General features: G+C 51.0%; 22 protein-coding genes. 13 read left to right on the top strand and 9 right to left on the bottom strand.

The window, feature by feature from the left end:
* Positions 1-14: 14 nt before the first annotated feature.
* The 12 genes from ACJY2L_RS08765 (at position 15) to ACJY2L_RS08710 (ending at position 4,587) form a co-directional block, all read left to right on the top strand.
* The gene (locus ACJY2L_RS08765; protein WP_439212537.1) at positions 15-548 is read left to right on the top strand and encodes a hypothetical protein; all 534 of its coding nucleotides are present in this window, start codon (positions 15-17) and stop codon (positions 546-548) included.
* Positions 545-799, top strand: a complete 255-nt coding sequence (locus ACJY2L_RS08760; protein ID WP_439212538.1) for a hypothetical protein — start codon at positions 545-547, stop codon at positions 797-799. Before ACJY2L_RS08765 ends, ACJY2L_RS08760 begins: the two co-directional genes overlap by 4 nt.
* A gap of 190 nt (positions 800-989) precedes the next feature.
* Positions 990-1,232, top strand: a complete 243-nt coding sequence (locus ACJY2L_RS08755; RefSeq protein ID WP_439212539.1) for an HTH-like domain-containing protein — start codon at positions 990-992, stop codon at positions 1,230-1,232.
* 7 nt (positions 1,233-1,239) lie between these two features.
* The gene (locus tag ACJY2L_RS08750; protein ID WP_439212540.1) at positions 1,240-1,482 is read left to right on the top strand and encodes a DNA polymerase III subunit theta; all 243 of its coding nucleotides are present in this window, start codon (positions 1,240-1,242) and stop codon (positions 1,480-1,482) included.
* The gene (locus ACJY2L_RS08745) at positions 1,479-1,667 is read left to right on the top strand and encodes a hypothetical protein (protein WP_439212541.1); all 189 of its coding nucleotides are present in this window, start codon (positions 1,479-1,481) and stop codon (positions 1,665-1,667) included. The genes ACJY2L_RS08750 and ACJY2L_RS08745 overlap by 4 nt, the downstream gene beginning before the upstream one ends.
* Before the next feature lie 66 nt (positions 1,668-1,733).
* Positions 1,734-1,949, top strand: coding sequence for a hypothetical protein (locus ACJY2L_RS08740; RefSeq protein WP_439212542.1), 216 nt, complete (start codon positions 1,734-1,736; stop codon positions 1,947-1,949).
* A gap of 144 nt (positions 1,950-2,093) precedes the next feature.
* Positions 2,094-2,327, top strand: a complete 234-nt coding sequence (locus tag ACJY2L_RS08735) for a hypothetical protein (protein ID WP_439212543.1) — start codon at positions 2,094-2,096, stop codon at positions 2,325-2,327.
* Positions 2,314-2,649 (top strand): hypothetical protein, encoded by a 336-nt coding sequence (locus tag ACJY2L_RS08730; protein ID WP_439212544.1) that lies wholly within the window; start codon positions 2,314-2,316, stop codon positions 2,647-2,649. The genes ACJY2L_RS08735 and ACJY2L_RS08730 overlap by 14 nt, the downstream gene beginning before the upstream one ends.
* 46 nt (positions 2,650-2,695) lie before the next feature.
* Entirely contained in the window at positions 2,696-3,403 is a 708-nt protein-coding gene (locus tag ACJY2L_RS08725) for an HNH endonuclease signature motif containing protein (RefSeq protein WP_439212545.1), read from the top strand.
* A gap of 89 nt (positions 3,404-3,492) precedes the next feature.
* On the top strand, positions 3,493-3,696 hold the full coding sequence (locus tag ACJY2L_RS08720) for a hypothetical protein (protein ID WP_439212546.1): 204 nt from the start codon (positions 3,493-3,495) through the stop codon (positions 3,694-3,696).
* 271 nt (positions 3,697-3,967) lie between these two features.
* The gene (locus tag ACJY2L_RS08715) at positions 3,968-4,270 is read left to right on the top strand and encodes an Arm DNA-binding domain-containing protein (protein WP_439212547.1); all 303 of its coding nucleotides are present in this window, start codon (positions 3,968-3,970) and stop codon (positions 4,268-4,270) included.
* A gap of 113 nt (positions 4,271-4,383) precedes the next feature.
* Positions 4,384-4,587, top strand: coding sequence for a hypothetical protein (locus tag ACJY2L_RS08710; protein ID WP_439212548.1), 204 nt, complete (start codon positions 4,384-4,386; stop codon positions 4,585-4,587).
* A gap of 48 nt (positions 4,588-4,635) precedes the next feature.
* On the opposite strand, the gene ACJY2L_RS08705 is transcribed toward ACJY2L_RS08710, so the two are convergent.
* The 5 genes from ACJY2L_RS08705 to ACJY2L_RS08685 form a co-directional block, all read right to left on the bottom strand.
* Positions 4,636-5,115, bottom strand: coding sequence for an anti-virulence regulator CigR family protein (locus ACJY2L_RS08705; protein WP_439212549.1), 480 nt, complete (start codon positions 5,113-5,115; stop codon positions 4,636-4,638).
* A gap of 101 nt (positions 5,116-5,216) precedes the next feature.
* Entirely contained in the window at positions 5,217-5,735 is a 519-nt protein-coding gene (locus ACJY2L_RS08700) for a hypothetical protein (RefSeq protein WP_439212550.1), read from the bottom strand.
* Between the two features lie 354 nt (positions 5,736-6,089).
* Positions 6,090-6,212, bottom strand: coding sequence for a hypothetical protein (locus ACJY2L_RS08695; RefSeq protein ID WP_439212551.1), 123 nt, complete (start codon positions 6,210-6,212; stop codon positions 6,090-6,092).
* 532 nt (positions 6,213-6,744) lie between these two features.
* Positions 6,745-7,608: a glucose 1-dehydrogenase gene (locus tag ACJY2L_RS08690; protein ID WP_439212676.1), complete on the bottom strand. Its 864-nt coding sequence runs from the start codon at positions 7,606-7,608 to the stop codon at positions 6,745-6,747.
* 222 nt (positions 7,609-7,830) lie between these two features.
* Positions 7,831-8,082 (bottom strand): hypothetical protein, encoded by a 252-nt coding sequence (locus tag ACJY2L_RS08685; RefSeq protein WP_439212552.1) that lies wholly within the window; start codon positions 8,080-8,082, stop codon positions 7,831-7,833.
* 356 nt (positions 8,083-8,438) lie between these two features.
* On the opposite strand from ACJY2L_RS08685, the gene ACJY2L_RS08680 reads away from it, so the two are divergent.
* Complete coding sequence (locus tag ACJY2L_RS08680) at positions 8,439-9,659, top strand: MFS transporter (protein WP_439212553.1); 1,221 nt, start codon at positions 8,439-8,441, stop codon at positions 9,657-9,659.
* A 50-nt stretch (positions 9,660-9,709) separates the two neighbouring features.
* Here the strand turns inward: ACJY2L_RS08680 and ACJY2L_RS08675 are convergent, their stop codons facing one another.
* The 4 genes from ACJY2L_RS08675 to ACJY2L_RS08660 form a co-directional block, all read right to left on the bottom strand.
* Positions 9,710-10,594 (bottom strand): SMP-30/gluconolactonase/LRE family protein, encoded by an 885-nt coding sequence (locus ACJY2L_RS08675; RefSeq protein WP_439212554.1) that lies wholly within the window; start codon positions 10,592-10,594, stop codon positions 9,710-9,712.
* A 492-nt stretch (positions 10,595-11,086) separates the two neighbouring features.
* On the bottom strand, positions 11,087-11,368 hold the full coding sequence (locus ACJY2L_RS08670; protein WP_187485615.1) for a membrane lipoprotein lipid attachment site-containing protein: 282 nt from the start codon (positions 11,366-11,368) through the stop codon (positions 11,087-11,089).
* Positions 11,369-11,629: 261 nt separating this feature from the next.
* Positions 11,630-12,079 (bottom strand): universal stress protein, encoded by a 450-nt coding sequence (locus ACJY2L_RS08665; protein WP_439212555.1) that lies wholly within the window; start codon positions 12,077-12,079, stop codon positions 11,630-11,632.
* A gap of 10 nt (positions 12,080-12,089) precedes the next feature.
* The gene (locus ACJY2L_RS08660) at positions 12,090-12,875 is read right to left on the bottom strand and encodes an IclR family transcriptional regulator (protein WP_187487397.1); all 786 of its coding nucleotides are present in this window, start codon (positions 12,873-12,875) and stop codon (positions 12,090-12,092) included.
* Positions 12,876-13,010 lie beyond the last annotated feature (135 nt).

Below are 13,010 nucleotides of genomic sequence, written 5' to 3'. Positions count from 1 at the left end.
TTAAGGAAAGGGATATGAACCACAGCGATATCGAACACATGGCACAGGGATTCCCGCCATCACATATTGGCAAAGATGCAGAGGAAGTTATTACCCATCTGGCAACCGAGTTGCTCAAGTTCCAGGAGCAGCGTGACGCGCTGGCGGCTGAGAATGCAGGCATGGATCGGTTCGTTGATTCATTGCTTTCAATTGCATGGCAGGGTGGATCAGCAGATGGGTCTGACATTCAAGAGTTGGCGTTAAAGCATGGCCTGATTCGCCAAGAATCCTACTGTGCCGATAGTCACGAAAATCTTGTGGAAGATGCGGGAAACTTTGAGGAGGGAGATGAGGTTTATTTCCGTGTTGAAACCCCAGCCACCACCGCCTACCTAAACTCTGTGCGGGCTGATGCAGTACAGGAACTTGCAGATGCGTGGTATGCCATCGCGAATGAAACATCCGATGGTGTGAGTATCGGCGATTCAACACGCCTGAAATATGGCCAGCGAGCAGACGATGCCGCTGACTTCGCCGCCCAACTTCGCGCAGGAGAGTTGGCATGAATAATGTGACAGATCTTTGGAAAGTTGAAGAGAAAGAATGCATGCATAACGCATACCTTATATGTCGTGAGAGCCATGATTTCCTAAAAGTTTCAGAGATAGCCGAAAGAAAAGGGTTCAGGATTGCCGATGGCTTCGATCGCATGAATCTTTCACCAGCTGACCTCTATATTTTTGCTGGCACAGTTTGGGTCAAAATAGATAATAAGGAAATCGCCGAACATCTCCGCGCCTGTAAGGATGGTACCTAATGCTAACCGGCTTTGTGCTGCTTATCACCTCCGCCTTCCCTGTTATCCAGCCAGTTAACGAACGAATTTACCCGACACTCGAAGCCTGTCAGCAGATGAAGGCTCAGATATTAGAGCGCAGGCCATTTGCTGAGCTTGAGTGTGCTGAGGTAAGGAGGTAAAACTAAAGCATCACATGGAGGAGTTCGGCATGACTAAAGAACAAAAGATATTTGCAGCAATCAAAGAGGCGCGAAGCAAAGCACTTGATGGGGAAAAAACAGCGGAGCTTCATCTCCAACTTATAAAATATGCTGACGATTTAAAGCATCTAGATCGGAAGGCTATTTGCGAAGAGCTTGGAATTGAAAAATCTTACGCAGCAGAAATCGGTAAAATGCGTAACATTATTGATCGCCTGAAATCCGCTGGTTTGGACACAGCTAAAATCTGAGTTGCTTATGTCACATAATCTAGCAGCACGCAGCAGAGAAGAACGCGACAAGGTTAACGTGGATTTAGCTGCGTCTGGCGTCGCTTACAAGGAGCGCATGAACCAGCCGGTTATCCCTATGGAAGTGGAGATGCAGCAGCCGGAAGCGCTGAAGGAGTATTTCAGGGAGCGGTTGCAGCACTATCGGCAGTTAAGTCAGCAGTATCCGAAAGGCAATGACCCGGTTTATTTTAAGGAGGAAGGCAAGTGACTAAGTTCATGCAAATTGACCGGGGCATAACTGTTAATGGTAAGCACTACGTAGTTCGTGCTCAGGAGTATCCCGGTAACAAGTGGAGGGTTTTTGATTTAGGGCATGAAATCCATATCTCCGATGTTGATAAAGAGACAGCCTTCGAAAAATGGAAAGAGAAAGCTGAACAAAATTTGAAGTGAAGCAACCAAATCCAATCAACCTCGCCACGGCGGGGTTTTTTATTGTCAAAAACCGGAGTAACCACCATGCATGCAGACGATATTGATAATGCCGCTGAGCTGGAGATGCTCAATATTGCAATAGCACTGGCTAACAGGCCGCGACCAACGATGAAATTTACCGGCATCTGCCAGAACGGAGATTGCGGTGAGAGGCTGGAGAAAGGATTCTTCTGCTGTCCTGAGTGCAAGAATGACTATGAGCGCATTGAACGCGCCAGGGTGATGCGGAGGGTTGCATGAGCACCTTCACTGCCTACATGGAAGAGCTAATCGACAACGGATATGGCGGCACAGACAAAAGGAAAAATGTCTGGTCAATTCCACGGGCAAAGCAGGCGGAGCAAGTCTGGAATGACTGCCTCCAGCGGAACGGAGTGACGGAGAATGCAGCCTCAGATTGAAAACGCAGTCCGTTCGGTGGCGCGCAAATGTCGCGAAGCAATCATCACCGCCATCACAGACAAGCCCCGAGCTGAGCACGACCCCATCATCACCGAAATCCTCAACTTCCACGCCAAACAAATACAGTGCCTGCCGCCCAACACGTTCACGCCTAAATTATGGCTGACTTACTATGTGCGGCTGGTCGATAAGGAGATGCGCAATGACGCAGGATGAAATCAGCCAGTTGCCGAAAGACCGGCTTATCGCCCTGGCTAAGCTCGCAGCTGAATCGGCCGGCGGTGGCGACTATCACGACCGCATTATCCTCGAAGCCTGCGGTGAACCCGGTGACTTCAATCCGCTTAGCAACTGCGCTCACGCGATGATTGTGGCCGCCCGGCTGGAAATGACCATCAGCTTCGGCGATTCAGTGGTTCTGGTTACGGAGCCTGACGGTCTGGAATCACGCACCATCGAATACACCGCTACCGGCCGCATCGCTGCCATGCGCAAAGCTATCACCCTGCTCGCTGCCGACTCCGCACAGTACATCTAACAAAACCCATCAACTTTAACTATCGCGCCCTGCGTGAGGAATAACTATGTTCAGTGAAGTTCAAAGGCTGAAGCTTTTAGATGCTGTGGATGCGGAAAATTGCGTGATTTGGAATCCAGGCCGCAATAGCTACTCCGATCCAAATGAATACCTTTTCTTGCGTAGGTCAATTCGACTTGCCTTCATCATTTTCTATGGGGAGGCTAAAGAAGGCATGGTAATCCGGCAAAGGTGCAAAGAAAAAAAATGTATTAACCCCCACCATTTATATGAAATGGACCCAACTGATCCTAAACAGCGCTTAGACGAGCACAGTGTGCAAGCAGATAACGGTTGCATCAACTGGACGGGAAACAGAACCGCTTTTGGTTATGGCTCTATCCGGATGAACAACCGCACAGTAAGAACTCACAGACTCTCTTATGAGTTAGCAAAAGGCCCAATACCTGAAGGTCTTATCATAAGGCACAAGTGTGATAACCCATCTTGTATTAACCCCGATCACCTTGAAGTGGGTACAACAAAAGACAATGCCAGAGACCGCTGTGAACGTGGGCGCAGCGTAATCGTCAAAGGCGAGGCTACCGGGAGTTGCAAGCTAAAAGAGTGCCAGGTTAGGGACATACTCCTTTCTAAAGCTTCGCATGCTGAGTTAGGTAGAAAGTATGGCGTAGTCCCCGCAACGATTCATGCAATAAGGACTCGACGAACCTGGCGTCACATCCACATTAATACTGACGAGAAAGTCGACTAATACCTCTATTAGTTCATCCTTTTTAAAATCAAATCCCCCATTTTGGTTATCACTGTATTCAGCGGCGGCAGACCGCCCGAGGAGTAGCTATGCGCGAGTTACGCGACGACTCACTTATTGACATGAAGTTTATGGTGGAGGATGCTGGCTTCACTCCGAAGTTCTTCTATTCCCAAATCAAGGCTGGCAAGCTCAAGCCACCAAAAAAGTTCGGCCGTGCTTCCCGCTGGGAGTATTGCGAATACAAGTCATGGAAACAGTCCTACACCCAATCAAACGAACCCACAAATTGAAACTTTGCGGGCATAAGTGCGGGCACAATATTTTCCATCCTGAAAAATACCTTTCTTATTCAGTCTCCTGCTGCACTTTGTCGGTGTTTGCAGGGGACACCATTCCAGAGTTGGCTATCTTCCGTAATTGTTCGCAAAACCCCTTCAGATATAAGCCCACAACCCATTATCCATTCGTAACAGCCCGCAATGATTCGTTAACAGCCGCACTCTTCGGCGAGTAAAAAATGGGTCACTAATTTTACCTATCGGAATTTTATCCATGCTCACTATGAAGCAGGTCGATGCAATCAGGCCGAAAGATAAACCGTACCGCCTGCTTGATAGCAATGGCCTGTACCTCTGGCAGGTGTCAGGCAAAAAAGCCTGGCAGTCAGGATACAAAATGGATGGTAAGGAGAAGGTTTTTTCACAGTGCCGCGAATACCGGCTTCAATCCGATCCGCATGAAGTTGCACTTGCCTGGCAGGCCATGCAGTTCAGCGCCCAGCACAATACAATCCCCTTCCCGGCCTACGCCTCTATTTCAGGAGCACCTGAAATCAGTCAGCAACCGTTTATAAGATTGAGATGAAGTCATCCGCTGAGCTAAAGGGGGAGGGCTTCAGATTAGGCTAAAATTCTATAAACAAGCGTCAGCAAACCCCACTCAGGTAACGACGCGGTTTAACAGAAAGAGGACGGAAAATGAAAATTACTGTGGTTTTTGAGGATACTGGCGTTGAAGAGGAGCATGAGTTTGAATCCAAACCTCGCGCCGGAGATTTCATCACCTTAACACGTGATGGAAAAGGTGAAGATTATATCGTGATCATTGAGCCTGACCCTGACCACACCCATGACAATGGTCGTGATGGCTACCCCAAAAAGGCCAGGGTCCGACCGGCATAATGAACGGTGTAACCGCCTGCAAAGGGCGGTTTCACCGTGCGCACACGTTCAGTCAAATACGCCATTAATCACCGCGGTGACGACAGCGGTGCTCAGTGCAATCAGCACCAGATTATCGCCCACGATTTTCCATTCATGGCCGGGATAGTAAGGCAGTTCATTGAGCATCGACGGCGGTAAGCTGCGTTTAGCGATACCTGGCGGAAGCGGCTTACCGCGCGCGAGGTTTTTGGCGATGCCTGGCGGCAGGGATTTGTAGCCGGTAATGCCATATTCTTCGGCTAAGCCACGGGCAAAAGAATAGCCGATATCACGTTCAGCATCACGCGGGTTACCGCCCTTTTTATGTCCGCCTTTGCTGGCGTTACCCTGCCCTTTCCCTGCATGCGCGCTGTTGCCATGGGCATTACCTTTGCCATTACCGTTGCCGTTGCCATGCCCATTACCGGGATCGGCAAGGACAGTAAAACTGGAAAAGACTATGCATAGCGCCAGCACAGCAGAATGTGATTTAACGTTCTTATTCATGTTTTTATTCCCGCGAGGATAATCAACATCAATCTATCGCTGGTCCTGATAAACCGCAATCAGCAAAAAGATAATCTGCGATATGTCTCCTGCACCCGCGGTTAAAAGCCGAGTTGCAGGCTGAGTACCACAATACCTGGCAATATAAATCCTGACCGGAAACTCACATAGCGGTTAATCTCATATTTCACGCCATGATAAATATAGGGAGCAAAGCCGATGCCGGAGAGTTTTTTCATTTCGCGGTAAGCACCCGCATCGCCGCACTGTGAAAACGACTTGATAAAAAACTCTCCGGCATAAACATATATACCTTCAATCACCAGATTGTGATATTTCCCCCAGCGCTTCTCCATGCCCAGTAGCGCACAGCGGTTGCCTTCACTATTGATCAACGTACCGCCATACAGACTGTAATCGGACGTTTCGTCTATCTGCTTCTCCAGCGCAACCAGTTCATTTTTAAAGTATTGGGTATAATCTTTCGTTGGTGCGTAAGCGTGCCAGACAAAGGAAGCCGTGTGTAAAGAATAAAGGTCTAATTCATTAGCCGCAACATCCGATAATCCTGCACTCGCGATAAGCACAGCGCAGACCCTGCGTTTTACGTTAATGCCCACGTCTATTTCCTGAAAGCGAATCTGCATTCTGGCTGAATAAATACTGATTGCGATAATACTGTGATTATATTCAGCCACCCGGCACTTACGCTTCGCTTAATAATAGCCAAGGCGGATGCCGTAATTAACATAGATCAAGCTCAATTCAGGGACAAATAAATTTTTTTCTTGCACGGGTTATGTGAGCAGAAAGGATAAAGGCAAATTCAGGCGCGCTGCATGTTGACGATTATCAGCAGATACAGATTAGGGTTCGCCTGATTCATCAACTTAGCAGTTTACTGACAATGCGTGCGATCCAGAGATCGCACGCATTGTCAGCGTCATCAAAAACAGGACCAGTGACAGCAAAAATCACGCCTGCTGAGATTGCTCTTTATGCTGCTCTCTTCCACTTTCCTCGGGAAGATCGTCTTCATAAGCGGGAATTTCAGCATCGTCCGGGAGAGGTTCAACATAATCGGGTTGCGAAGACATAAAGAAGATCCTGACTGGAAAAGGTGATCTAAGCGTAGTCGATAGCGACGTTGAGGCTAACAGGAATTGGCTATCCCACGGATCCTGACGATCCTTGACAGATGAAGCCGTGGATAAAAAGTGCTATTGCCGATTGCAATGAAACACAAGCTAACTTGCCTGAAGCTCTTACACTGCCACGGCTGTTATTCAAATACAGAACAGTCTGACGCGCCTCCGATGATAAATTCAGCGGTTTAACGGCGTTATCCTGACCTAATCCTGCAAAATGTTGTAAAAATCCGCAAAAGAAGCATTTTATATACACCTCCGATCAGCCTCTTTAGCCAAATCATAATTGTACAAATCATCGTGTTTTGTATAAGTTTGCCGGGTGATGATTCATCACACATAACGAATGATGCTTTGCATCGCCTCTGGAGGTGTTCGTGGATTTCCACCTGCAGAGGCAATTTTTTCGCCTGCCCTATCCCGCGCAATAAAACACCGCTTCAGCAGTCAACTTTACCCAGAGTAAAACGCATTTTCCCAATCAGATAAACGGCGCGCCGCCGGTTACCGCAATCGTTGCGCCTGAAATATAGCTGGCGTCATCGCTGGCCAACATGACGTAAGAAGAAGCGAGTTCCGCAGGCTGACCGGCACGTTTCATCGGTACCGATTCACCATCATGCTTCACATCTTCTGCGGTCATCGTGGCCGGAATCAGCGGCGTCCAGATCGGACCCGGCGCAACCACGTTGGATCGAATGCCTTTTTCTGCCAGCAGCGCGGCAAAACTGCCGGAAAAGTTAATGATCGCCGCTTTGGTTGCGGAATAGGCAAGTAGCGTCGGCACCGGACGATCGGCATTCACCGAAGCAGTATTGATGATCACGCTGCCTTTTGGCATATGTGTCACCGCAGCCTTGGTGATCCAGAACAGGCTATAGAGATTGGTTTTCATGGTGCGATCGAACTCATCGTCGCTGATCTCTTCCAGCGACTGACGCGTCTGCTGAAAAGCAGCGTTGTTGACCAAAATATCGATTTTGCCAAAAGCATCCACCGCCTGTGATACCAGATGCCGGCAGTGTTCCGCCGAGGTGATATCGCCCGGCACCAGCACGGCTTTTTGACCCGCCTCTTCAATCAAACGCGCGGTGTCCTGCGCATCTTCATGTTCGTTGTAGTAGCTGATCAGCACATCCGCGCCTTCACGCGCATAGGCGATGGCCACCGCACGGCCAATACCAGAATCACCGCCGGTAATCAGCGCCTTTTTGCCCTGCAAACGTCCGCTGCCCTGATAACTCGTTTCGCCATGATCCGGCGTCGGCTGCATATCAGCCGTGGTGCCCGGCCACTCTTGTTGCTGCTCGGGTTGCGGTGGAAAGGGGCGATGGGAAGTCGTCATCATGTTCTCCTCTTAGGCCAACGCGAGGTTGGCAATCAATGGCGCCTGTTCCGCAGAGAGCGGATGCAGCACGACCACGTTTTCGCGAATGGGAGGTAAGCATAGTTCAGGAAAACTACAGTGACGGGATTCTGCCGGAGAGTAAGTGCATTGAAGAAGTTTACAGCGGAAAAGCGGAAACATGCGGCATTACGGGCGGACAGATGCTGTCCGCCCCTTCCTCTATTGGGCCTGTTGCGCCCAGCGGGAAACACCAATGTTGAGCTTATAGGGTTGCGTAATCGCCTTGCGGGCTATCCAGTAGAGTAAAACCCGGTCGTCGTCACGGTCGCGGTCAGCCATCGACAATAGCTTTAAAGAGAGCGTCGATTTGTTAACCGGCTGATGTTCATCGCTAAGCTCAATCACAGCCTGACCGATTAAACAGCAGACCTCGTCCTCACTGGAAGTGGATTCATATGCCCGGTCTTTCATATTTCCTCCTCGTTGGATGAATATAAAGCCTGGCACAGCATTTTTGACCGTGCAAAAACGGCGTACCAGTAGAAACATTATGTAACCCTGATTCCGCTGCCGCGTAATTCACTATAAAAAACTTATCCAGCGCATTGCTAGCAAAAACGCCGTGATATTAACCACTTATCGCTAGCAATCTTTACTGCTCTCCATGAAGCATAGCCATTTTAAGAATTTACTGAAAAAAGCCGTTCATGCCGAAATTACGGCAGTTCATTCCCTGCTGAGGGCGATTCATGGCGTCATTTCTGCCATGCGCGTGCGTGACGGGTAGGCTGAGGGCAATTTAATGATTCCCGCATGGGGGAGATGCAATGAGCACATCAACAGCACCCTTTACGAGCCGCACCCGTTGGCTGACCTTAGCCGGCACGGTGGTCATGCAGTTTGCCCTTGGCTCGGTTTACACCTGGAGCCTGTTCAACGGCAAGCTTTCGGCCAAGCTCGACGAACCGATCAGTCAGGTGGCCTTTTCGTTTGGTCTGCTTAGCCTCGGGCTGGCGATCGCCTCCTCGGTGGCGGGAAAGCTGCAGGAGCGTTTTGGCGTGCGTAACGTCGCCATTGGCGCCGGTATCCTGATGGCGATTGGCTTTTACCTCACCGCGCACGCCAGCAATATCTATCTGTTATGGCTCAGCGCCGGTGTGCTGGTCGGCCTGGCGGATGGCGCCGGTTATCTGATGAGCCTGTCGAACTGCGTGAAATGGTTTCCGGAGCGCAAAGGGGTCATTTCCGCCTGCGCCATTGGCGCCTACGGCCTGGGAAGCCTCGGCTTCAAGTTTATCTGCGGCTATCTGCTCAGCGTTACCAGCCTGGAGAATACCTTTATTATCTGGGGCGCGATGGCAATGACGATGATCATTATTGGCGCGCTGATGATGACCGATGCGCCGGCACAGCAGCCGACGCAAAACGCGCTGGGCACGACGCGCGACTATACGCTGGCCGAATCGATGCGCCTGCCGCAGTACTGGATGCTGGCGTTGATGTTTCTTACCGCCTGCATGAGCGGCCTGTACATTATTGGTGTGGCCAAGGATATCGGCGAAAGCCTGGTGCACTTAACCAGCCAGACGGCGGCCAATGCGGTAACGGTGATTGCTATTGCCAACCTCAGCGGACGTCTGGTGCTGGGCGTGCTCTCGGATAAAATGGCGCGCATTCGCGTGATTTCACTGGCGCAGATTGTTTCACTGGCGGGCATGAGCCTGCTGCTGTTTACCCAGATGAATGAAACCAGCTTCTATCTGTCAGTCGCCTGCGTGGCCTTCAGCTTTGGCGGCACCATCACCGTTTATCCTTCGCTGGTCAGCGACTTTTTCGGCCTGAATAACCTGACCAAAAACTATGGCGTTATCTATCTGGGCTTTGGTATTGGCAGCGTGCTCGGCTCGCTGATCGCCTCGCTGTTCGGTGGCTTTACCGTGATCTTCAGTTTGATCGCCACGTTGCTTACCCTGTCGCTGGCGATGTCGCTGCTGATACGTCAGCCGGCTCGCGAACGTCATGCCCAACCCCTATTGCAGCGCGGATAAAAAAAGGGCGCCGCGGCGCCCTCTTCTCTTCTCGTCGCCTGACGGCGGCGTTATTTTTTCAGCGAGATAAAGCACGGCTCGGCCACACCGGCCACATCAACCCTGACGGCAAACAGATCGCCGGAGAGCGGATAGGTTGCCAGCTCTTCTTCGGTGCGATTTTCACGCGAACTGGTGATATAAAGCGTTTTCAGATCGGGTCCGCCAAACGCCACCATGGTCGGCCAGCGCACCGGCAGCGTGATTTCATCGACGATTTCAGCCGTAGCCGGATCGACCCGCACCACACGCCCACCATCAAATTGCGCCGACCAGTAAAATCCTTCGCTATCGACCGCTGCGCCATCAGGCTGACCGCCCTGTGCATCAAAATGCCGGAACACTTCACGTGGGCCGTGCTCGCCGGTGTCGGGGTCGAGTGGATAACGATAGAGCACGCCATGTGGCGTATCGCTGTGGTACATCCAGCGGCGATCCGGGGAAAATGCCAGCCCGTTGGAGATTTTTACCTCGTCGATGACATGCAATTGGTAATCGCTGTCGACGCGGCAGAGTTTGCCACCGTCGCGATCCTGCGGTTCCCACAGGCTGCCACACCAGAAGCGGCCAAAATGATCGACGCGGCCATCGTTGAAGCGACTTTTGCTCGCCTCGCCGGGATTATCGGCAACCTTACGCAGTGGCCGACACTGCTCATCCAGCAACCAGACGCCGCTGCGCAGTGCCGCAATCAGTCCACCCTCTTCCCGCAGGCCGATGCAGCCTACCTCTTCCGGCAGGGCAAAACTCTCCAGCTCGCCGCTGGCCGGATCGTAGCGATGAATGGCAGGCGCCAGAATATCGACCAGCCAGAGTTTCTGCTCTTTCACCGACCACAGCGGACATTCTCCCAGCTCGGCCTGCAAGGCCAACTCGTGCTCAACCTTATATTCCATGTTTACTCCTCAATATTGGCGTAGCCATTAAATATAGTGCTAAATCAGATGCGAATGATAATCTCTTTTTACTTGCTTTTCGGATTAATCGCTTTATGCTGACAATATATTAAGTGCATTCCTATTCACCTTGCCCTCTTAATAACTCCCCCCTTTATTTTGACATATTTCCACATATCTTATTCGCTATATCTACATTACATACATCTTTTCTCCACTTTTATTGCGTAACGTTACCGGCAGAAGCAAGCAAGAGGACGATGAGATGAACAGAATAGTAAAAATGCTATTTGTCGTTGCGACGGTTAGCACATTAAGCGGATGTATTGTCGATCGGGGTTGGGACCATCATCATGGTGGACATCACCACGGCGGCCATCATCGCGGCTGGTAACGGATAAAACAATAAGGGCTAAAAACCCACGGGCAAAGAGTACACACAGCAATATAAAAATAAAAACATTAAGGCGGGAATTTTTCCCGCCTCTTTTTTTAGCTTTTAATCGCGTAATTACATTGATACCAGGTCTTCTTCAGTCCGGGAATATGGCTGTCCTGCGACGGTAAAGAATCCACTTTATCAAATCCCCGCTCGCTGCAATATTGTGACAAATCTACCTGCATCGCATCATTATTCACCCGCGCTGGATCAAAGCGGTATTGCACCGTATGCGCAGTGGTGTCTTCGTCTATACGTTCAAAAGCGCCTGGCTTGTTGGCGGTACATCCCGCCAGTAATAAAAGCGCAACTGCGCTAATAACTGATTTTTTCATTATTTTATCCTCATTGAATGCGAGGGAGTGTAAATGCGCCACAGGGTGGAAAACATCGGCGTTGTCCGGTTTTTTCCAAGCTTACACCGATTGAATCAATCATTTTAAACGGCTGGTGCTATTGATGAGATCTTGCGAAGATAGCGCCAAGAAGCAAAGAAGAGAGCGCCACACCAGGAATTACCAATAAAAATAAAGCTATACTGACCTTGATGCCCGCGCTGAGCGGGCTTTTTTTATGGCACAGCTTTTTTGTTTACATCAGGCGCGCACATCCACCAGCACCGGGCAGTGCGCCCGCTCAATCACCGCCGCGCTGACTGACCCTTTCAGCAGACGATTGAATGGCGACAGGTGGCGGCGTCCCATAATAATCATGCTGGCCTGATATTTATTGGCCTGGCTGACGATGGTTTCCGCCGCATCTCCGGCAATCACGACGCCGCGCGCCTTAACGCCGTCGCGAAACAGCGCCGCCAGTGCGTGGCGCACCACCATCTCTGCGGTGTTTTGCTCATCCAGCGCCGCGCCAAAGTCACCGGGATCTTCACCGGCATCAATTTCAAACGGCTCATTGCAGGAAGAATAGGTGGGATCGACACAGCACAACACCAGCACGCTGGCCTGCTGCGCCAGCGCCTGTTCGCCTGCCAGACCGGTCACTTTTTTCGCCACCGGACTGTTATCGACGGCCAATATCAGGGTTTTCATCGTCGCAACCTCACTGTTCGCTGATGGTAATTTTGCCAATTTCGCGCATAAGCGCCTCTTTGCAGCGCAATATTTCAACCTGGTAAAGCGCTTCGTTTTTCTGAAAACGCGCGGAAGGCACCAGCAACGAAATGGAAAAACGCCCAAACAGCGTATCCAGCGCCACTGCCATGGTTGAAATGCCTTCCAGCGTTTCACCGCGATCGTAAGAGATGCCGCTTTTACGCACCTCCCCAATCAGGTTTAGCAGCTCAGGCAGGGTTTTTACGGTTTTTTCGGTGAGTTCAGCATAGGCTTCACCCACCATGGTGCGCACATCTTCATCGCGCTCCAGCGCCAGCAGCGCACGGCCACCAGAAGTGCTGTAAAGCGGCAGATTCAGCCCCATGCGCGGTACCACTCGCAGTTCACGCGACGCGACGACATGATGAACGATAGCCAGCTGCGTGCCACTGGGTCGCGCCAGCGACACCGTTTCATTGGTGGCGTGGCAGAGCGCATCCAGCGCCGGGCGGGAGATCTCAATCATGTCGCTGTGCACGTTATTGATCAGGCGCAGCAGCGCCGGGCCGAGACGCACGGCGCCCGCGCCGTAGCTGCGTATCAGCTGTGCCGACTCCAGCGCGGCAACGATTCGCTGCACGGTGGATCGTGGCAGATCAACCGCCTGGGCAATTTCGCCGAGGCTCATGCCGCCAGGCCGATCGCCTACCGCATTCAATATTTTTGCAGCGCGCGCGATCACCTGAATGCCGCCGCCTCTCTCATCATCTCGGGTGGAACCAGTATCCTTCATCGTGTCGTTTCCTTACTTATGAGGCGGCATCACTGTAGCGTTTTTTTTCAGCGTAAGCAGCATGTATCACATTGCAATACACCAGACCACACTGTAAACTCCGGCTGTATCACATAGCAATACACTGCATCAATA

The organism is Duffyella sp. Ts4, assembly GCF_051851875.1.
GTDB classification, from domain to species: Bacteria; Pseudomonadota; Gammaproteobacteria; order Enterobacterales; family Enterobacteriaceae; genus Duffyella; species Duffyella gerundensis.
This window is presented reverse-complemented; position numbering and strand designations above follow the sequence as displayed.